Raw genomic sequence first — 517 nt, forward strand, 5'->3', positions numbered from 1 at the left:
AACGAGGCGGAGCTGATCGAGGCGCTGGCCCGTCTCGGAATGCCGGGGCCTCCGATCGCCCCCACAGTCGCCAACCTTCTCGCCTATGCGGCGGCGAAGCGCTTCGAGGTCGAGACGGGCGGCGTCACGGTCGGCGGCGCTCCGATCCGAACCGACGAGAAGAGCCAGAACCGCGTATCGGGCGCGGCGCAGCTCGTCGCGAATGATCCGACGCTCCTTGTCATTGACTGGGAGGCGCAGCCCGGCGTCTGGGTGGAGGTCTCGGCCGCCGACATGAAGGCAATCGGCATCGCGGTCGGGCGGCACGTTCAGGCGTGCTTCTCGACGCTCAAGGCGGTTCAGGCCGCCATCCACTCCGGCGCGATCACAACCACAGCCGAGATCGACGCCGCCGGCTGGCCCGGCTGACGAGTGTATCAAGGGGCTCGACAAAAGCCCCTCGAACAGGTTTCATCAGCGCGTCGAAGCCCCTTTGAACCGATGCCCCGGAAGCTCTTCCGGGGCATTTTGCTTTTCC

Annotated in this window: 1 protein-coding gene; it reads left to right on the forward strand. The window is 66.7% G+C overall.

Annotation, left to right across the window (positions count from 1 at the left end):
• A partial coding sequence (locus WFK98_RS27245) for a DUF4376 domain-containing protein (protein ID WP_336802525.1) occupies positions 1-408 on the forward strand: 408 nt, incomplete at its 5' end.
• Positions 409-517: the final 109 nt, after the last annotated feature.

The organism is Kaistia sp. MMO-174, assembly GCF_037147815.1.
Lineage (GTDB): Bacteria > Pseudomonadota > Alphaproteobacteria > Rhizobiales > Kaistiaceae > Kaistia > Kaistia nematophila.